Origin of the sequence: Kaistia granuli DSM 23481, from assembly GCF_000380505.1 — a bacterium.
Classification (GTDB): domain Bacteria; phylum Pseudomonadota; class Alphaproteobacteria; order Rhizobiales; family Kaistiaceae; genus Kaistia; species Kaistia granuli.
The window spans coordinates 125,931-144,308 of the sequence record NZ_AQYH01000006.1 but is presented as its reverse complement, the minus strand read 5'-3'; the positions used below and the strand labels follow the sequence as shown (position 1 = coordinate 144,308).

Below are 18,378 nucleotides of genomic sequence, written 5' to 3'. Positions count from 1 at the left end.
TGGATGATCGATTTCGCCCGCATTGTCGGCTTCGACTGGGATCCGGGAAATCTGACGAAAAGCGCTGACAAGCACGGCGTGTCGGCGGCCGAGTCGGAAGAGGTGTTCTTCAATCAGCCGCTGCTCGTCGTGGACGATGCTGCCCACAGCCGCCTGGAGATCCGGCTGCATGCCTTGGGCAGCACCAATGCCGGGCGGCGACTGCACGTCAGTTTCACCTTGCGGGCGGACGACACTTTGATCCGTATCATCTCTGCCCGCGACATGAGCGAGCGGGAAAGGAGGCGCTATGAGCAAGAAGCTTGAACCCATTCCGCCCTTCAAGGACGAGGCCGAGGAGCGCGCCTTCTGGGAAAGCCACGACACGACCGACTATATCGACTGGGGCAAGGCCGAGCGCGTTGTGTTGCCCAACCTGAAGCCGAGCACGACGTCGATCTCGCTGCGCCTGCCGGTGAGCCTGCTGGACCGGATCAAGGTGGAGGCCAACAAGCGCGATGTGCCCTATCAGTCGCTGATCAAGACCTGGCTGGCCGAAAAGGCCGGTTGAGCGGCTTCAGGGGGGCCGGCCGATCCGACGCGTGGGCACGTCTGGTAGTATGGGGGTGTTACCCGTTCGTCTTGGCGACCGGCTACGGTCGGGACGCCTGAGAATGCGTGGAGGAGACCCGTCTATGGCCAAGAAGATCATTTTCATCGTCGGTGACTATGTCGAAGACTACGAAGTCATGGTGCCGTTCCAGCTGCTCGCGGCAGTCGGTCACCACGTCGACGCCGCCTGTCCCGGCAAGCCCGCCAACGGCAAGGTCGCGACCGCGATCCATGATTTCGAAGGCGACCAGACCTATTCCGAGAAGCGCGGCCACAATTTCGCGCTGACCACCGACTTCGCCTCGGTGAAGGAGGGAGACTACGACGCCCTCGTCATTCCGGGCGGCCGGGCGCCGGAATATCTGCGTCTCGACGACGGCGTGATCGCCCTGGTCAAGGCGTTCGTCGCCGCCGGCAAGCCGATCGCCGCCGTCTGCCATGGCGCCCAGGTGCTGGCGGCCGCCGATGTCATCCGAGGCCGCACCATTTCCGCCTATCCGGCCTGCGCGCCGGAGGTTCGCCTGGCCGGCGGCACCTACGCGGATATTGCCATCCATGACGCGATCACCGACGATATCTTCGTCACCGCGCCGGCCTGGCCTGCCCATCCGGCGTGGATGGCCCAGTTTCTCGCGCGCCTCGGCACCAAGATCAGCCATGGCTGATGACGCCGGCGCGCGTTCCCGGGGGAGGTGCGCCATGTGTCATATCTTCGCTTCAACGGATCCAGCCCTGTTTGCGCCGGTGACGCGGTCTGTCCGCGTTGCCGGCGTCGTCACCAGCATCCGTCTCGAGGCGATGTTCTGGTCGCAATTGGACGAGATCGCCGCCAGCCAGTCCATGCCGACGGCGCGCTTCCTGTCGACGCTCTATGACGAGGTGGTCCAGCTCCGCGGCGAGATCGGCAATTTCGCCTCGCTGCTCCGGGTCATCTGCTCCAGGCATGCCGAGGCGCGGCCGCAAGGGAACGAGATGCCCCGGATGCGAGAGACCTCGGCCGCCTGAGCCGGCCGCCCCTAGCGCCGCTCGCGGAAGAATTCCCGCAGCATGTCCGCCGCCGTCGTCGCGGCGATGCCCTCATAGACCTCGGGCGCGTGATGGCAGGTCGGCTGGCTGTAGAAGCGGACGCCGCTCTCCACCGCACCGCCCTTCGGGTCGGGGGCGCCGTAATAGAGCCGACGGATACGGGCGAACGAGATCGCCGCCGCACACATCGGGCAGGGCTCCAGCGTCACGTAGAGATCGCAATCCGGCAGGCGCTGCGATTCGAGCGCGGCGCAGGCCGTGCGGATCGCCAGCGTCTCGGCATGGGCGGTCGGATCATTGAGCTCCAGCGTGCGGTTGCCGTCGGCGGCGAGGATGACGCCGTCGCGCACGATCACGGCGCCGATCGGCACCTCGCCACGCGCCGCCGCCTGGCGCGCCTGCTCCAGCGCGGCGCTCATGAAAGGGTTGGTAGCGCCGCTCATTCCCGCTCGTATCGTCTGTTTCGCTCTGCCAATGTCGACTTGTCGCATTTAGTTTGCATCTAGCGGTATCCACCCGGCTGCAAAATGCTCTAAGGAACCGTTTCAAGGATGGATAGATGAAGCCGCCGCAGAAACGCACGAAGGTCAGCTCCGCGCAAGACGATGCGCAGGACGACGCACAGGACGCCCGCATCGCCAAGGTTTTGGCGCGCGCCGGGCTGTGCTCGCGCCGGGACGCTGAACGTTTGATTGAAGAAGGTCGTGTCGCCATCAATGGCCGCGTCCTGACCAGCCCCGCCGTGAATGTCGGGCCGCACGACCGTGTGACGGTCGACGACGAACCGCTGCCCAGCAAGGAGCGGACGAGGCTGTGGCTCTACCACAAGCCGAAGGGCCTGGTGACAACCGCGCACGACCCTGAGGGGCGTCCGACCGTGTTCGAGGCGCTGCCGGCGCATCTGCCGCGCGTCATCGCCATCGGCCGCCTCGACATCAACACCGAGGGACTGCTGCTGCTGACCAATGACGGTGGTCTGGCACGCGTCCTGGAGCTGCCTTCGACCGGCTGGATGCGGCGCTACCGCGTCCGCGCCTGGGGTGACATCCTGCAGCCGGATCTCGACAAGCTGAAGGACGGCGTCGAGATCGACGGCGTCATGTACGGCGCCATCGAGGGCACGCTGGATCGCATCCAGGGTTCCAACATCTGGGCGACGATCGGCCTGCGCGAGGGCAAGAACCGCGAAGTGAAGAAGGTGCTGTCGAGCATCGGCCTCGACGTCAATCGCCTGATCCGCATTTCCTATGGTCCGTTCCAGCTCGGCGACCTCGCCGAGGGCGAGGCCGTCGAGATCAAGGGCCGCGTCCTGCGCGACCAGCTCGGCGAGAAGCTTGCCCGTGATTCCGGCGCCGATTTCGATGCGCCGCTGCGCGAGGAAGAGGAAGCTGCGCGCCGCAAGACGCGCAAGGCCGGCGGCCGGACCATCTCCCGGGGCCCGATCAAGCCGCTCGCCCAGGTCAAGCCAACCGGCGAGCGTCCATCGCGCATCGTGTCGGAACGGGTCGAGGAAGCGGAAGCCGGCGGACGCCGTGGCGGCCGTCCGGGCGCGGAGCCGCGTGGCGAAGGTCGCCGTGGCCGCGACGAGCGTCCGGCCGAGGGTCGTCCCGCCGGCCGTTCGCGCCATGGCGACGACGCCAAGCAGGCCGAATTCGGCGCTGGCGAGCGCCGTGGCCGTTCCGCCCCGCGCAGTGACGCGCGCCGAGACCGTGACGAGCGTCCGGCCGAGGGTGGCGCGCCGTCGAGAACCTCGCACCGCGGCGCTGCCCGGGGCAGGGGACGCGGCGAGGGTGGCGGTGAAGGCGATCGTCGCGACTTCCAGGACGGCCGCCGTTTCGAGGGTGGTCTGCGCGCGGCGCGCCCGGTGACGGGCCGCAATCCGGATGGCGACAGCCGGCCGGCGCGCGGTCCGCGCGGCGGCCTCGTCAAGAGCGGCGGCGGCAAGGGCGGCCCCAAGACGGGTCATTCGTTCGACAAGCGCCCGGTGACGGGCCGCAATCCGGATGGCGACAAGCATCGCGGCGGCAGGCCGGGCGGCGGTCGTCCGGGCGGCAAGCCTTCGGGCGCTGGCGGCCGGCCTTCGGGCGGCGGCAAGCCGTCAGGTGGCGGTGGCAGGCCTTCGGGTGGCGGTAGTAGGCCTTCGGGCTCGGGTGGTGGTTCAGGCAGGTCAGGTGGATCGGGTGCGGATCGTCGCCGGTGAGTTTCGTGGCCGCGCGCTCGCGGCACCGCGCACGCAGACGATCCGGCCGACGGCCGATCGGCTGCGTGAAAGCCTCTTCAACGTGCTCGCGCATGGCTATGACGACGTCGTCGTCGACGCGCGCGTGCTCGATCTCTTCGCCGGCACTGGCGCGCTCGGCCTCGAGGCCGTGTCGCGCGGCGCCCGCTATGCCATCTTCGTCGAGGAAGGCGTCGAGGCGCGCGGCCTGATCCGCGACAATATCGAGGCGCTGGGGCTGACGGGCCGCACCAAGCTGTTGCGCCGCGACGCGACCAAGCTCGGCCCCGCCGGCACGGTCGATCCGTTCCAGCTCGTCTTCGCCGATCCGCCCTATGGCCGCGGCCTCGGCGAGCAGGCGCTGCGATCGGCGGTCGAAGGCGGCTGGCTGGCGCCCGGCGCGCTGGTCGTGCTCGAGGAGGAAGCCAAGGCGCAGATCGAGGAAATCCCGGGCCTTGAACGCCTGGAAATCCGGCAGGCCGGCGACAGTCAGCTTGTCTTTCTAAAGTTTAATGTTTGATTGCGACAATATTGTCGCAATCTAGCCGCAACTGCTGCATAACGTCGACCCTCGAGTGGCACGCCGACCAAATCGAGGGTGAATGGCCTCTATCTCCCATACGACTCTGGCTGCGCGGAAGCGCGGACCAGCCGCCCTGTTCATCGCCGTCAGCATCGGCATGGCAGCCCCGGCTTTCGCCGTAGAGAAGACAGCGCCGCCGGCGCCGATCGAGACCAGCAAGCCCGAAGACAGCAAGCTGCCGCGCATCGCGCCGGACGCCAGCACCTTCCAGCTCGCCAACGGCCTCGACGTCGTGGTGATCCCGGATCATCGCGCCCCGATCGTCACCCACATGATGTGGTACAAGATCGGCGCGGCGGATGATCCGCCGGGCAAGTCGGGCATCGCGCATTTCCTCGAGCATCTGATGTTCAAGGGCACGAAGAACCATCCGGCCGGTGAATTCTCGGCTAAGGTTTCCGAGGTCGGCGGCGTCGAGAACGCCTTCACCTCCGCCGATGCGACGGCCTATTACCAGACGGTCGCCAAGGACCAGCTCGGCATGGTGATGGGCTATGAGGCCGATCGCATGCAGGGGCTGCAGCTGACCGATCCGGTCGTGCTGCCCGAGCGCGACGTCATCCTCGAAGAGCGGCGGATGCGCACGGACAACAATCCGGGCGCGCAGCTTTCCGAGGCGATGGGTGCCGCCCTGTTCCAGAACCACCCCTATGGCGTGCCGATCATCGGCTGGGCGCATGAGATGGCCGAGCTGACGCGCGAGGACGCCGTCGCCCAGTACGAACGCTACTACACGCCGAACAACGCGATCCTGGTTGTCGCCGGCGACATCACGGCGGACGAGGTGAAGAAGCTCGCCGAGGAGACCTATGGCAAGCTGCCGCGTCGCGCCGAGCCAGCGCCGCGCAACCGCCCGAAGGAGCCCGATCCGCTGACCGAGCGCAGCGTCGTGCTGCGCGACCAGCGGGTGAGCCAGCCGTCCTGGACCCAGATCTACCTGGCGCCGTCCTACATCTCCGCCCAGCCGGGTGAGGCCGAGGCGCTGGATATCCTGGCCGACGTCATCGGTAGCGGCGCCACCAGCCGTCTCTATCGCAGCCTCGTCGTCGAGCAGGCTCTCGCCAGCGGCGCCGGTGCGTATTTCTCCGGTGACGGCCTCGACTATGGCCGCCTCGGCTTCTACGCGACGCCGCGTGGCGATGTCGCGCTCGACAAGGTGAGTGCTGCGGTCGAAGCGGTCCTCGCCGAAGTGCGCGAGCATGGCATCACCGAAGAGGAACTGGCGCTGGCCAAGAAGCGGACCCGCGCCGCGACGATCTACAGCCAGGACAACCAGGCGATGCTCGCCCGCATCTTCGGTTCGGCCATGATCAACGGTCAGTCGCTCGAGGACGTGCAGGATTGGGCTCGCCGCATCGACGCCGTCACGCTCGCCGACGTCGCCAGGGTCGCCAACAAATATCTCGACAAGCGCCGTTCGGTCACGGGCTCCCTTTTGCCAGCAACGGCCGATGGCCGCAGCTGATCGTCAGAGGATAAACACGATGGCAAATCTGCTGGCGCGGTTCGGCCTCGCCTTCCTGGGTCTCATCCTGCTCGTCCCGGCGAGCCAGGCGATGGAAATCCAGCGCGTCGTCAGCCCGGGCGGCGTCGAAGCCTGGCTGGTCGAGGACTACGCGGTTCCGATCATCGCGGTGAACTTCGCCTTTTCCGGCGGTTCGGCGCAGGATCCGATGACGAAGCCCGGCATCGCCAACATGCTTTCCGGCCTGCTCGACGAGGGCGCCGGCGACATGGACAGCAAGGCCTTCCAGGCCAAGCTCGATGACCTCTCGATCAGCCTCTCCTTCGACGCCGGCCGGGACGAGTTCTTCGGCACGCTGAAGACGCTGGAAGAGAACAAGGACGAGGCCTTCAATCTGCTGGCACTCTCGGTGCAGAAGCCCCGCTTCGATACCGAGCCGCTGGAGCGCGTCCGCTCGCAGATCACGATCGGCATCAACGAAGCGAAGAAGCAGCCGGAATCGGTCGCCGGCGACGCGATGCGCGCCGCAGCCTATCCCGGTCACCCCTATGGCCAGCCGGGCGAGGGCACGCTCGAGAGCGTCGCGGCGATCACCGCCGATGACCTGCGCGCCTATCGCGACAAGACCTTCGCCCGCGACAATCTGAAGGTCGTCGTCGTCGGTGCGATCAATGCCAAGGGCGTCGAGGCGATGCTCGACCAGGTGTTCGGACCGCTGCCGGCCAAGGCCGATCTGGTCGCGATCGCCAATGTCGCGCCGAAGGCGGGCAATATCGACATCGACATGCCGAACCCGCAGACCGTGATCCGCTTCGGCGGCCCGGGTCCCAGCCGCGCCGCGCCGGAGTTCATGGCCTCCTTCGTCGCTAATCACATCCTGGGCGGCGGCACCTTCTCCTCGCGCCTCTATGAGGAGGTCCGCGAGCGTCGGGGCCTCGCCTATTCGGTCGGCACCATGCTGATGCCGTCGCGCCATTCGGCCGTCATCGTCGGCAGCACGGCGACGCGCGCCGACCGCGCCGGCGAGACCGTCGATCTGATCAAGAGCGAGATGGCCCGCCTCGCCAAGGATGGTCCGACCGCCGACGAACTCGCCAAGGCGAAGAGCTTCCTGACCGGCTCCTACGCGCTGCGCTTCGATTCCTCCTCCAAAATCGCCCGGCAGCTGCTCGGCATCGCGCTGGAAGATCTCGGCATCGACTATGTCGAGAAGCGCAATGCGCTGGTCGAGGCGGTGACGCTCGAGGACGTCAAGCAGGCGTCGCAGAAGATGTTCAGCACCGGCACCGACCTGGTGGTTCGCGTCGGCCCGCACGAGAGCTGATCGGCGATATCCGACGTCATGATTTCGGGACGCGACCGCAAGGCCGCGCCCCGTTGCGTTTTGGGGAAGGCGTTGACGCCTCCTGGACGTTCTTGCGCGTCCACTCGCTCCGCCGTCATCCAGGCTTGACCCGGGATCCATCCTTCCACAGCCGCGCTTCCGGGAGTTGTGCACCAATTCCCTGTTTCTCGGCTGCCTGGTTCCCCGCCTTCGCGGGGATCACGGAGCGGACGGCCTCGGCCCTCAATTCTCCCGGTCGGATGTCGCCGAGGCGGCTTCCTTGTTGAGCGACTTCGCCTCGCGCTTCGGCACCGTGAGCGGTTCCGGCTGGACGGTCGGCGGCACGACGAGATCGCGACCGGCCGTCAGCATGCCGCCCGCCTGCTGGGTCGCCAGCCGGTCGGCGTCGCGGGCCCGCAGGTTGCTCTCGATCGTGGCGATGCGCTCGTCGTCGACGCCGAGCCCCGCCAGCGCCGCGCCGCCGAAGGCGAAGGCGGATTCCAGCGTCTCGCGGATCTGGTAATTCACGCCCTTGTTGAGCAGCCGGAGCGTATGGCGCCGGTCGAACGAACGGACATAGAGCTGCACGAACGGAAATTCCGACTGGATCAGCTCGACGATCTTGTCCGTCACCTCCGGCACATTGGTGCAGATGGCGACGATCTGCGAGCGCTCGATGCCGGCGGCGCGCAGCACGTCCAGGCGCGTTCCATCGCCGAAATAGACCTTGAAGCCGAAACGCGAGGCGGCGCGGATCATCTCGGCGTCGGAATCGATCGCCGTCACGTCGACGCCCTCGGCGAGCAGGAACTGCGCCGAGATCTGGCCGAAGCGGCCGAAGCCGATCATCAGCACACGGCCGCCGGCGCCGTCGAAATCCTCGTCCAGCTCTTCCGGCTTCGGCGGCGGCAGCACCCATTTCAGCGCCAGGACGCCGAGCGGGGTGAGCGCCATCGAGATGATGACGGTCGCCGTCAGCATGGCGTTGATGTCGGCCGTGAAGATGCCGGCGCTGTTGGCGGCGGCGTAGAGGACGAAGGCAAACTCGCCGCCCTGCGCCAGCAGCGCCGCGCGGGTGAGCGCCTCGGCGTGATCGGCCTTGAGCAGGCGGGCGATGACGTAGATGCCGAGCGCCTTCAGAGCCATGTAGGCGATGACGCCGAAGACGATGATGCGCCAGTCGCGCGCGATCACGCCGAGATCGAGCGACATGCCGACGCTCAAAAAGAACAGGCCGAGCAGGATGCCGCGGAACGGCTCGATATCCGCCTCAAGCTGGTGGCGGAAACTCGATTCCGACAGCAGAACGCCGGCGAGGAAGGCGCCCATCGCCATCGACAGGCCGCCGATCTGCATGGCGAGCGCCGCGCCGAGCACGACGAGCAGCGCCGCCGCCGTCATCACCTCGCGCGCCTGCACATTGGCGAGGATGCGGAACATCGGGTTGAGCAGCCAGCGGCCGGCGGCGATCAGGGCGGCGAGCGAGCCGAGCGCGATGGCGATAGACTGCCAGCTCGACTGGTCCGGCTCGGCCGATCCATGTGAGCCAAGCAGGGCCACGATCGCCAGCATCGGCACGATGGCGAGGTCTTCGAGCAGCAGGATCGAGATGACGCGCTGGCCGGCCGGCGTCGCGGTGTCGCCGCGCTCCTCCAGGATCTGCATGACGATGGCGGTCGAGGACAGGACAAAGCCCATGCCGGCGATGAAGGCGACGGCGGGCGGGAAGCCGGCGACGACGCCGAGCCCGGTCAGCAGCGCGCTGCAGCCGACCACCTGCGCCAGGCCGAGGCCGAAGATCTCGCCGCGCAGGCTCCACAGCCGCGACGGCCGCATCTCGAGGCCAATGATGAAGAGGAACAGCACCACGCCGAGCTCGGCGACATGCAGGATTGATTGCGGGTCGGTGAAGAGCCGCAATCCGTAGGGGCCGATGACGAGACCGGCGGCGAGATAGCCGAGCACGGTGCCGAGCCCCAGCCGCTTCGAGATCGGTACGGCGATGACGGCGGCGCCGAGCAACGCCACCAGCTGGACGAGATCGGTTCCCTGGGTATCGACCGCCATGCGGCCTCGCTGTCTGGATGGAAGGATGCCGCCACGATGGGGCCAAGACCCCACGATGGGGCCAAGACCGGCACTTAGCAAGCGCGCATCGGCGGCTGTGCCAGCCGCGCCGGATTGTCGCCGGGGTTGTCGCTAGCCCTTGCGATCCCTACACAAGGGGGAACGGAGAAGTACCATGACCGCCCTGCCAGATCAGTCCCGCCTCGTCGATACCGCAGCCAAGCTCGTCGAGGCCGCGAAGCGGGCTGGCGCCGACGCCGCCGATGCCGTCGCTTTCCGCCGGATCGGCCTTTCGGTCGATATCCGCAACGGCGCCGTCGAGGAAACCGGGCGCTCGGAGGGCGATGAACTGGCGTTGCGCGTGTTCATCGGCAATCGCCACGCCAGCGTTTCGACCAACGGGTTGTCGCCCGCTGACGAACTGGCCGAGCGTGCCGTCGCCATGGCGCGGGTGGCGCCGGAGGATCGTTTCGCAGGTCTCGCGCCGGCCGACCGGCTCGCCCGTTCGTTTCCGGAGCTGGATCTGCTTGATTCGGAGATCCCCTCCGTGGAGGCGCTGATCGAGCGCGCGACGCGCGCCGAAGGTGCCGCGCTGGCCGTGCCCGGCGTCTCGAAGTCCGGCGGCACCTCGGCCGGCTGGTCGCTCGCCGGCGCCGTGCTGGTGACATCGCACGGCTTCACCGGTTCCTATCTCGGCTCGCGCCACAGCGTGTCGGCCACCGCCATCGCCGGCGAGGGCACCGGCATGGAGCGCGACTATGACAGCGCCTCCAAGATCCATGCCGCCGATCTGCCGGATCCGGCCGAGATCGGCCGCAAGGCGGCCGAGCGCGCCGTTCGCCGCCTGAACCCGACCCAGATGCCGACCGGCAACGCCACCGTCGTCTACGACCCGCGCGTCGCCGTCAGCTTGCTCGGTCATCTCTCCAGCGCTGTCAATGGCGCCGCCATCGCCCGCAAGACCAGCTTCCTGCAGAAGGCGCTCGGCGAAGCTATCTTCGCCCCCGGCATCCGCATCACAGACGATCCGCACCGCATTCGCGGCCTCGCCTCGCGGCCCTTCGATGGCGAAGGCGTTGCCTCGGCGCCGTTCGACCTGATCACTGACGGCGTGCTGCAGCGCTGGTTCCTCGACAGCGCCACGGCGCGCGAGCTCGGCCTGGAGACGAACGGGCGCGCCGTCGGCGGCGGCAGCAATCCGCATCCGAGCGCCACCAATCTGACGCTGCTGCCGGGCGCGCAATCGCCGGAGGGGCTGATCGCCGATATCGGCGAGGGGCTCTATGTCACGGAGCTGATCGGCCATGGCGCCAATGGCGTGACGGGCGATTACAGCCGCGGCGCCAGCGGCTATCGCATCACCGGCGGCAAGCTGGCGGAAGCGGTGAGCGAGATCACCATCGCCGGCAACATGCGCGACATGTTCCGTCGCCTGACCGCCGCCAGCGATCTCGAATATCGCTACGCCTTCAATGCGCCGACCGTGGCGATCGAGGGCATGATGATTGCCGGACGCTGAGCGAGTGCTAGACAGGACCGCCGATCTGGAGCTGATCGTCGAGGCCGCCCAGGAAGCCGGGCGGATCGCGCTTGGCTATTTCAAGCGCGACCCGAAGGTGTGGATCAAGGGCGCCAGTTCGCCGGTCAGCGAGGCCGATCTCGCCGCCGACCACTATCTGCGCACGACGCTGATGGCGGCGCGGCCCGACTATGGCTGGCTATCCGAGGAGACCGCCGACACGCCGGACCGGCTTGGACGCCGCCGCGTCTTCGTCGTCGACCCGATCGACGGCACGCGCGGCTTCATCGATGGGCATCCCGACTGGTGCGTCTCGGTCGCGATCGTCGAGGCGGATACGCCGGCGGCGGCGGCCCTATTCGCCCCGGTGAGGGCCGAGTTGTTCGAGGGCGTCGTGGGCCAGGGAGCGCGGCTGAACGGCGCGCGACTCGCCGTCAGCGGCAGGAACAGGATGGAAGGTGCCCGCATCGCCGGGCCGGCGCGGCACCTTCGGGCCATGTCCGCGCGCGGCATGGATGCGACCGAGCGCCGCTTCACCCCCTCGCTCGCCTACCGTTTCGCGCTGGTCTCTGCCGGCCGCGTCGATGTCGCGACGGCACGGCCGGGCGCCTATGATTGGGATCTTGCGGCAGTGGACCTTTTGGTGCACGAAGCAGGCGGTACGCTGCGCGATCTTGAGGGCGCGCGGCTCCGATTCAATGGCGCGGAACCGCGCCATCCGGCCCTGATCGCCTCGACGCCCGCGCTTGCTTCGGCGGCCGAGACCATCATCGCGGAAGCCGAGGCCGGACGAGGCGCCTTGGGATCTACTGCGTCCTAGACGCGCGGCACCGGTTTGGACAAGGAGACGTCGACACATGCCTGGTACGGACAAGCAGCTTCTGCATCTGGTGTTTGGTGGTGAGCTGAGCTCGGTCGGGTCGACGGAGTTCGCCGATCTGTCGAAGCTCGACGTCGTCGGCATCTATCCGAACTACAAGACCGCCTATGACGCCTGGAAGCAGGCGGCGCAGGGTTCGGTCGACAACGCGCAGACGCGCTATTTCATCGTGCATCTGCACAGGCTGCTCGATCCCGACGCGACGACGGGCTGAGCACACCGCCTTCGCGCCATGGCGCCCGGGGCGGATATTAATACCGTCGCGGTCGCGGCGGCCGGAAGGGACAGATCGAACTTGGCGGACGCACAGGCAAAGAGGCGCAGCAAGCGCCCAGGCCTCTTGAAGAGGATCGCGACATCGGACCAGGCGACCCGGCTCGCCGGTCGGTCGGCGGCGGCGTATCTGCGTTTTGTCCGCCGCACCAGCACGCTCGAATTCGAGCCCAGCGATCCCTACGAGTTCTTCGGCCATCTGCTGCCGGGCATCGTCGCCATGTGGCACGGTCAGCACCTGATGGTGCCGTTCATCCGCCGCGAAGGCCATGATGTCCGCGTCATGATCTCGCGCCATCGCGACGGCGAGATCAACGCCATCGCGGCCGAGAGCCTCGGCCTCGGCACGGTGCGCGCCTCGGCGGCGCGCTCGGCCTCGCGCGTCATCGAGAAGGGCGGCCTGCGTGGCTTCCTCGAGATGAAGGCGGCGCTGGCGCAGGGCGCGACCGTCGCCATGACCGCGGATCTCTCCAATGTGAAATCGCGCCGCGCCGGACCCGGCATCATCATGCTGGCGCGCGCCTCCGGCCGGCCGATCGTGCCGGTCGCGGTTGCCACCAGCCGGCATTTCGTCCTGAAGAACTGGGACCGCACGACGGTCAACCTGCCCTTCAGCAAGGGTGTCTGCGTCTTCGGCGTGCCGATCTACGTGCCGGACGATGCCGACGAGGCGCTGGTTGAGCAGAAGCGGCAGGAGCTGGAGAACGAGCTTAACCGCGTGACCGAGCGAGCCTATCAGCGCGTCGGCAAACCGAATGTCTGAGCGCCCAGGGCCGGCCTTGACCGCCTATCGTCTCGCCGGCCACCTGGCGCGCCCGCTGGTGCCGCTGCTCCTCGCCTACCGGACCGCCAAGGGCAAGGAAGACCCGGCCCGGCGCGGCGAGCGTTATGGCCAGGCCGGCCTGGTTCGGCCGGCCGGACCGCTGGTTTGGGTCCACGCCGCCAGCGTCGGCGAGACCAATGCCGTGCTGCCGCTGGTAGCCCGCATCGTCGAGGAGGGGCTGAACGTCCTCTTCACCACGGTCACCGTGACGAGCGCGGCCGAGGCGGCGCGACGCCTGCCGAAGGGGGCGCTGCACCAGTATGCGCCGCTCGACATCGTGCCTTATATCGACCGCTTCCTCGACCACTGGAAGCCGGACCTCGCATTGTCGGTGGAATCGGAGATCTGGCCCGTCACCATGAGCCGGTTGGCGACGCGCGGCATTCCGCACGTCTTCGTCAATGCCCGCATGTCGGAGCGCTCGTTCAGGCGCTGGCAGCAGATCGCCAGCGGACGTGGCAACCTGTTCGGCAAGGTGACGATGGCGCTGGCGCAGAGCGACGGCGACGGCGAAAGGTTGGCGGCGCTCGGCATGCGCAACGTCCGCGTCACCGGCAATCTGAAATTCGACGTGCCACCGCCGCACGCCGCGCCCGAGACGGTCGAGCGCTTCCAGCGCCTGGTCGAGGGCCGCTCGGTGTTCGTCGCCGCCTCGACGCATGAGGGCGAGGAAGAGGTGATCGCCGCGGCGCATAGGGTGCTGCGCCATCGCCGGCCCGATCTCCTCACCATCATCGTGCCGCGCCATCCCGTGCGCGGCGCCGCGATCCGCGAACAGCTCGCGGCCAAGAGCCTTGTCGTGGCGCAGCGCAGCCTCGACGAGGCCATCACGCCCGGGACCGACATCTATCTCGCCGATACGCTGGGCGAGCTCGGCATCTTCTATCGGGTGGCGCCGATTGCCTTCATCGGTGGTACGCTGGTGCCGGTCGGCGGCCACAATCCGATCGAGCCGGCGCAGCTGAACGCCGCCATCCTGCATGGTCCGCATGTCCACAACGCGGCGGAAATCTACGCGGCCCTCGATCGCAGCGGCCGCGCCGAGGTGGTCCGCAGCTCCGAGCAGCTCGCCAAGGTGCTCGATGACCTCTTCGCCGATCCGAATGCGATGCGCCGGCGCGCCACCAAGGCGGCCGAGGCGATCGCCACCTTCACCGGCGCGCTCGACGCGACGATGCGGGCGCTGGTGCCCTATCTGGAACCGCTGGCGATCGCGGCGCGGCTGGAAGATCGCGGCGATGCACCCGGCAGCAGGGGGAAGCTTCGTTGATCCAGGCGCCGCGCTTCTGGTGGCTGCAACGCGTCTCCGTGCCGGCGTTGCTGCTGGCGCCCTTCGCCGCTCTCTATGGCCTTGTCGCCGGCCGTCGTCTGCGCCGCGCGCCCAGGGTGGCGGCCTCGGTGCCGGTCATCTGCGTCGGAAACTATGTCGTCGGCGGCGCCGGCAAGACGCCGACCGCGCTGGCGTTGGCCCGGATCGCCAAGGCGCAGGGTCTGAAGCCCGGCTTCCTGACGCGCGGCTATGGCGGCAAGGCGCCCAAGCCTCTGCTGGTCGATCCCACCCTACATGGCGCTTCGGAAGTCGGTGACGAGGCCCTGCTGCTCGCCGCCGCCGGTCCCGTCGTCGTCTCGCCCGACCGACCGGCCGGGCTGCCGCTGCTGGCGCAGCATGGCGTCGATCTCATCATCATGGATGACGGCTTCCAGAATCCGTCGCTGCACAAGGATCTGTCGCTTATCGTCGTCGATGGCGCGGCGGGCATCGGCAATGGCCGCGTCTTCCCGGCCGGTCCGCTTCGGGCGCCGCTTCGGGCGCAGATCGTCCGCACTGACGCCGTCATCGTCGTCGGCGAGGGCAAGCCTGGCGACAAGATGGTGCGCCGGATCGCGCGGGCAGGGCGCACGGTGCTGAAGGCGAAGCTGGAGCCTGCGTCCCGGCGGGTCTGGGGACCGCGTTCCTTCCTGGCCTTCGCCGGCATCGGCAGGCCGGAGAAATTCTTCAACACGCTCGACCGTGCCGGCGTGCCGCTGACCGACGTGAAGGCATTTCCCGACCACCACGCCTATTCGGCCGAGGATGCGCGCAAGCTGCTCGCGCGCGCCGAGGCGGAAGGTCTCGAGCTGATCACCACCAGCAAGGACTACGCGCGTCTCGCCCGCGCCGAAGGCGATCTCGCCACCTTGCGCCAGCGCACCAAGGTGTTCGAGGTGCAGATGACGTTCGAGAACGAGGCCCGCATCGCGGCGATGATCGCCGAGGTCGTGCGTAGGATTCCGACAAGGTAGGGGGCTGCCTGACGGGGGCGCGCCCCTCCGTCATCCCCGCGAAGGCGGGGATCCATGCAGCGCAAAGCGTTCGGCGCGGCAGGCAACCCGCTGAATGGATCCCGGGTCAAGCCCGGGATGACGACAGCTCTTAGCTCCAGGTCAGGCCGAGCTGCTTGTGGCGGGCGAGGCAGGTCGCGGGGTCGGCATAGGCTTCCTGATGCGCGACGTTCCAGTATTTGAGCTCGTCGAGCGGAATGGCCACCCCGGTCACCGCGCAGCGCACGAAGGCGCCTGGCGACAGGATCTGGTAATCGCCATCGAGATAACGAATGCGCGCTTCGCCGCCGCGCCCGGCTGGTTCAATACGGTTCATGAGCGCGAATATCGTGCGGATCGCGTTCCGGCGCAACTGGCCGGAGTGTCGCTGCCGGCGTCGGGTGGAAATGTTCCCGCGGGCCGAATGGTTCTTTCCTCACCTCTCCCTCCGGGAGAGGTCGGCTCGAAGAGCCGGGTGAGGGTTTAGGGGCCAATCCGGTGAGAGCGTAAACCCTCACCCGCCGGCCTGCGGCCGTCGACCTCTCCCTCAGGGAGAGGCGAGGGAACGCTCCCTACCGCCGGCCGAACAGGCGCTCGATGTCGGAGAGCTTCAGTTCGACATAAGTCGGTCGGCCATGGTTGCACTGGCCGGAGCCCGGCGTCGCTTCCATCTCCCGTAGCAGCGCATCCATTTCCTCCGGCCGCAGCCGGCGGCCGGAGCGGACCGAGCCGTGGCAGGCCATGGTCGCGGCGACGTGGTCGAGCTTTTCCTTGAGCCGCGTCGTGTCGTCCCATTCGGCGAGATCGTCGGCGAGGTTGACCAGCAGCGCCCGCGTATCGAGTTCGCCGAGCAGCGCCGGCGTCTCGCGCACGGCCACGGCGCCGGGGCCGAAGCCCTCGATGACGAGGCCGAGCTCGGCGAATTCGTCGGCGCGCTTCAAGAGCCGGCCGACATCGTCCTCCGGCAGGTCGATGACATCGGGGATCAGCAGGATCTGCCTGGCGATGCCCGAGCGCGCCAGCGCCGTCTTCATCCGCTCATAGACCAGCCGTTCATGCGCGGCGTGTTGGTCGACAATGACCAGGCCATGGCTGGTCTGGGCGATGATGTAGTTCTCGTGCAATTGCGCCCGCGCGGCGCCGAGCGGCCGGTCGCTCTGGTTGATCTCGGCCGGCGTGTTGGCGCGCGCATCGGCCGAGGGCACGTCGACGCTGGCGAAGGCCGGCTGCACCGGCTCGGCGAAGCCCGTGGCGGCCGCCGTGACGTAGGCCGGCTCCGGGCTGCTGCGCCAGGCGGCGAACGAGGTAGGCGCCACGGCGGCCGGCGCGGCGGGCCGCCAGCCGTTGGCGGCTGGAGCGCCGGTACGGAAGGCGGCCAGCGTCGCGTCGCCGCCCGTGGTCGCCGAGCGATGGCCGGCCTGGTGGATGGCGTTGCGCAGCGCGCCGACGATCAGCCCGCGCACCAGGCCGGGATCGCGGAAACGGACATCGGATTTGGCCGGATGCACGTTGACGTCGACGCCGTGCGGCTCCAGATCGATCCGGAGCGCCGCGACCGGGTGGCGGTCCCTCGACATCACGTCGGCATAGCCGGCGCGCAGCGCCCCCATCAGCAATTTGTCGCGCACCGGGCGGCCGTTGACGAACAGGAACTGGTGCAGCCCGTTGCCGCGGTTGAAGGTCGGCAGCCCGGCATAGCCCGACAGGCGGATGCCTTCGCGCTCCGCCGCGATGGCGAGCGAATTGTCGACGAAGTCCTGGCCGAGGATCTGGCCGAGCCGCTCGACGAAGGGCTCGTCGCCATGCGCGACGGGATAATCGATCGCGCTGCGGTCGCTGCCGGCGAGCGAGAAGCGCACTTCCGGATGCGCCATGGCGAGGCGCTTGACGATGTCGGTGACGGCGGTCGCCTCGGCCCGCTCGCCCTTCAGGAATTTGAGCCGGGCCGGCGTCGAGAAGAACAGGTCCGTGACCTCGACCCGCGTGCCGGAGTTGAGGCCGGCCGGGCGTGGCGGATGCACCAGGCCGCCCTCGACGACGATCTCCCAGCCATGCGGTTCGCTGGCATGGCGCGAGGCGATCGAGAGGCGCGCGATGGCGCCGATCGAGGCCAGCGCCTCGCCGCGAAAGCCGAGCGTGCGGATATCGAGCAGGTCATCCGTCAGCTTCGAGGTGCAGTGGCGGTCGATGGCGAGCGCGAGGTCCTCGCGCGTCATGCCGCCGCCGTCATCGGTGACGCGGATCAGCGCCGCGCCGCCGCCGGCGGTGACGATCTCGACCCGCTTCGCGCCGGCGTCGATGGCGTTTTCCACCAGTTCCTTGACGACGCTCGCCGGCCGTTCGACCACCTCGCCGGCGGCGATGCGGTTGATCATGTCTTCGGTCAGGCGATGGACGACGGTCATAGAATTCAATCTGGCTGTTGGCCGGCGATCCTGCCGGATTCGCCCGATCGAGGGAAGCGCCGGAGCCGGCCGGCGCTGCCGGGGCTGGGACAGGGGAGATGGGCTCGTGTCACGGATCGGACGGTCGCAGAGATTTGATCGCTGTTCCGGCGTGCCGTTCTCCGCAAGCGGGCGTATTGCTTGTCGCGTCGAATGCTCTTGTAGGGTGCATGCCGATGACGCTCGATGAGTATATCGAAGCCTCCAAGAGCCTGGAGGAGGCCCGTCAGAGACGGGTCGATTCTTACCGGCCGTTCCTTCAGTTCCTGATTGGCCATCTCACCTTCACAGGAATCATCCTGGTTGGCGCCCTGGCCTCGCTGCCGAAGACCGGGGCGGAACTGACGCCCCCGATGGCGGCTGCGCTGGGCGGTGTTGTCGCCTGGATGGCGATTTCGGCGCTGGCCGCCAGCCTGGTCGCCTTGGTCGTTCAGGGGCTCCGGTTGCTCTTCCTCAAGCGCGGGCGACAAGCCGCCGACGAATGGATCAAGACGACCTATGCGCTCTGCGTACTGCCGATCGTTCCCGGCTTCATCGCGGTCCTATACTGCGTGCGCGCCGGCGCCGCCCTGCTTGGTAAAACGCCGGTCCTGCCGCAGCTCTTCGACGCCTTCAAGAACCTGTTCGTTTGAACGGCTCAGGCCTTCTTGACGAACTCGGCGCGCAGCACGAGGCCCTTCACCTGCTTCGTATTGCATTCGAAGGTGTCGGCATCGTCGATCAGGCGGATGTTCTTCACCACCGTGCCGCGCTTGATTGTCTCGGAGGTGCCCTTGACCTTCAGATCCTTGATCAGCGTCACGGAATCGCCGTCTTTGAGCTGGGTGCCGTTGCTGTCGCGTACGATGATTTCGTCGGTCATTC

The 18,378-nt window shown here is 68.0% G+C and carries 20 protein-coding genes; 15 read left to right on the top strand and 5 right to left on the bottom strand.

What is annotated here, in order from left to right:
• Positions 1-3: 3 nt before the first annotated feature.
• The 4 genes from G342_RS0108285 (at position 4) to G342_RS0108270 (ending at position 1,596) form a co-directional block, all read left to right on the top strand.
• The gene (locus G342_RS0108285; RefSeq protein WP_018182660.1) at positions 4-306 is read left to right on the top strand and encodes a BrnT family toxin; all 303 of its coding nucleotides are present in this window, start codon (positions 4-6) and stop codon (positions 304-306) included.
• On the top strand, positions 290-550 hold the full coding sequence (locus tag G342_RS0108280; protein WP_018182659.1) for a BrnA antitoxin family protein: 261 nt from the start codon (positions 290-292) through the stop codon (positions 548-550). The genes G342_RS0108285 and G342_RS0108280 overlap by 17 nt, the downstream gene beginning before the upstream one ends.
• Before the next feature lie 124 nt (positions 551-674).
• Positions 675-1,256 (top strand): DJ-1/PfpI family protein, encoded by a 582-nt coding sequence (locus G342_RS0108275; RefSeq protein WP_018182658.1) that lies wholly within the window; start codon positions 675-677, stop codon positions 1,254-1,256.
• Positions 1,257-1,290: 34 nt separating this feature from the next.
• Positions 1,291-1,596 carry a ribbon-helix-helix domain-containing protein gene (locus tag G342_RS0108270; protein WP_018182657.1) on the top strand — a complete coding sequence of 102 codons (306 nt, stop codon included), beginning with the start codon at positions 1,291-1,293 and terminating at the stop codon, positions 1,594-1,596.
• Positions 1,597-1,607: 11 nt separating this feature from the next.
• Here the strand turns inward: G342_RS0108270 and G342_RS0108265 are convergent, their stop codons facing one another.
• Positions 1,608-2,060, bottom strand: a complete 453-nt coding sequence (locus G342_RS0108265; RefSeq protein WP_018182656.1) for a nucleoside deaminase — start codon at positions 2,058-2,060, stop codon at positions 1,608-1,610.
• A gap of 116 nt (positions 2,061-2,176) precedes the next feature.
• Between G342_RS0108265 and G342_RS23605 the strand changes: the two genes are divergently transcribed.
• The 4 genes from G342_RS23605 to G342_RS0108245 all read left to right on the top strand — a co-directional run bounded on the left by G342_RS23605 (position 2,177) and on the right by G342_RS0108245 (position 7,207).
• The gene (locus tag G342_RS23605; protein WP_018182655.1) at positions 2,177-3,817 is read left to right on the top strand and encodes a pseudouridine synthase; all 1,641 of its coding nucleotides are present in this window, start codon (positions 2,177-2,179) and stop codon (positions 3,815-3,817) included.
• Complete coding sequence (gene rsmD / locus G342_RS0108255; RefSeq protein ID WP_018182654.1) at positions 3,798-4,355, top strand: 16S rRNA (guanine(966)-N(2))-methyltransferase RsmD; 558 nt, start codon at positions 3,798-3,800, stop codon at positions 4,353-4,355. The genes G342_RS23605 and rsmD overlap by 20 nt, the downstream gene beginning before the upstream one ends.
• A gap of 82 nt (positions 4,356-4,437) precedes the next feature.
• Complete coding sequence (locus G342_RS0108250) at positions 4,438-5,883, top strand: M16 family metallopeptidase (protein WP_018182653.1); 1,446 nt, start codon at positions 4,438-4,440, stop codon at positions 5,881-5,883.
• Between the two features lie 19 nt (positions 5,884-5,902).
• Entirely contained in the window at positions 5,903-7,207 is a 1,305-nt protein-coding gene (locus G342_RS0108245) for a M16 family metallopeptidase (RefSeq protein ID WP_018182652.1), read from the top strand.
• Positions 7,208-7,450: 243 nt separating this feature from the next.
• Here the strand turns inward: G342_RS0108245 and G342_RS0108240 are convergent, their stop codons facing one another.
• Positions 7,451-9,274 carry a monovalent cation:proton antiporter-2 (CPA2) family protein gene (locus G342_RS0108240; RefSeq protein ID WP_018182651.1) on the bottom strand — a complete coding sequence of 608 codons (1,824 nt, stop codon included), beginning with the start codon at positions 9,272-9,274 and terminating at the stop codon, positions 7,451-7,453.
• 175 nt (positions 9,275-9,449) lie between these two features.
• Here G342_RS0108240 and G342_RS0108235 point away from each other — a divergent pair, with 175 nt between their 5' ends.
• From G342_RS0108235 to lpxK, 6 genes are all read left to right on the top strand, one after another.
• Positions 9,450-10,793 (top strand): TldD/PmbA family protein, encoded by a 1,344-nt coding sequence (locus G342_RS0108235; RefSeq protein ID WP_018182650.1) that lies wholly within the window; start codon positions 9,450-9,452, stop codon positions 10,791-10,793.
• A 4-nt stretch (positions 10,794-10,797) separates the two neighbouring features.
• Complete coding sequence (locus G342_RS0108230) at positions 10,798-11,613, top strand: 3'(2'),5'-bisphosphate nucleotidase CysQ (RefSeq protein WP_018182649.1); 816 nt, start codon at positions 10,798-10,800, stop codon at positions 11,611-11,613.
• A gap of 37 nt (positions 11,614-11,650) precedes the next feature.
• Positions 11,651-11,887, top strand: coding sequence for a DUF4170 domain-containing protein (locus G342_RS0108225; RefSeq protein WP_018182648.1), 237 nt, complete (start codon positions 11,651-11,653; stop codon positions 11,885-11,887).
• Positions 11,888-12,013: 126 nt separating this feature from the next.
• Complete coding sequence (locus G342_RS0108220) at positions 12,014-12,709, top strand: lysophospholipid acyltransferase family protein (protein WP_018182647.1); 696 nt, start codon at positions 12,014-12,016, stop codon at positions 12,707-12,709.
• Positions 12,702-14,039, top strand: coding sequence for a 3-deoxy-D-manno-octulosonic acid transferase (locus G342_RS0108215; protein WP_026304248.1), 1,338 nt, complete (start codon positions 12,702-12,704; stop codon positions 14,037-14,039). Before G342_RS0108220 ends, G342_RS0108215 begins: the two co-directional genes overlap by 8 nt.
• Entirely contained in the window at positions 14,036-15,052 is a 1,017-nt protein-coding gene (gene lpxK / locus G342_RS0108210) for a tetraacyldisaccharide 4'-kinase (RefSeq protein WP_018182645.1), read from the top strand. Before G342_RS0108215 ends, lpxK begins: the two co-directional genes overlap by 4 nt.
• 130 nt (positions 15,053-15,182) lie before the next feature.
• Here lpxK and G342_RS0108205 read toward each other — a convergent pair whose 3' ends face one another.
• The gene (locus G342_RS0108205; RefSeq protein WP_018182644.1) at positions 15,183-15,407 is read right to left on the bottom strand and encodes a DUF2093 domain-containing protein; all 225 of its coding nucleotides are present in this window, start codon (positions 15,405-15,407) and stop codon (positions 15,183-15,185) included.
• Positions 15,408-15,642: 235 nt separating this feature from the next.
• The gene (gene mutL / locus G342_RS0108200) at positions 15,643-17,475 is read right to left on the bottom strand and encodes a DNA mismatch repair endonuclease MutL (RefSeq protein ID WP_018182643.1); all 1,833 of its coding nucleotides are present in this window, start codon (positions 17,473-17,475) and stop codon (positions 15,643-15,645) included.
• Between the two features lie 134 nt (positions 17,476-17,609).
• Here mutL and G342_RS0108195 point away from each other — a divergent pair, with 134 nt between their 5' ends.
• Positions 17,610-18,146: a hypothetical protein gene (locus G342_RS0108195; RefSeq protein ID WP_156830859.1), complete on the top strand. Its 537-nt coding sequence runs from the start codon at positions 17,610-17,612 to the stop codon at positions 18,144-18,146.
• 5 nt (positions 18,147-18,151) lie between these two features.
• Here G342_RS0108195 and G342_RS0108190 read toward each other — a convergent pair whose 3' ends face one another.
• Positions 18,152-18,376, bottom strand: a complete 225-nt coding sequence (locus G342_RS0108190; RefSeq protein ID WP_018182641.1) for an alkylphosphonate utilization protein — start codon at positions 18,374-18,376, stop codon at positions 18,152-18,154.
• Between the last annotated feature and the right edge of the window lie 2 nt (positions 18,377-18,378).